Annotated in this window: 1 protein-coding gene; it reads left to right on the top strand. The window is 66.0% G+C overall.

All coding sequences use genetic code 11. The annotated features are described in order from the left end of the window. Positions 1–74: 74 nt before the first annotated feature. On the top strand, positions 75–259 hold a 185-nt coding region (locus tag JI667_RS22065), incomplete at its 3' end, for a hypothetical protein (protein WP_206858634.1).

Here is a 259-nt window from a genome sequence, read left to right as displayed (position 1 = left end):
ACCTCGCGCAACCAGTTTGTGAGCGCCGACATCGGATCGGCACGGACAAGCGGATCGACGCGCGGATGAAGACGATGGAACATCGCTGGCTCTATCGACACGCAAGCCTTCCGGGCCTGTGGATGTTGGTGCTGGTTCCTGTGCTGACGCTCACCACCGTGCTGGGCGGGATGCCGGGCTGGGCCTGGTGGGTGATCCTGGGCTTGCAGGCCGCGCTGCTCTGGGCGGCGTTCCGCCTGTTGCAGCGGCCTGACGTGAC

Origin of the sequence: Bacillus sp. NTK074B (assembly GCF_017303375.1) — a bacterium.
Classification (GTDB): Bacteria; Bacillota; Bacilli; order Bacillales; family Bacillaceae_B; genus Rossellomorea.
The sequence above is the reverse complement of the archived record's forward strand: the minus strand, read 5'-3'. Positions and strand labels throughout refer to the sequence as shown.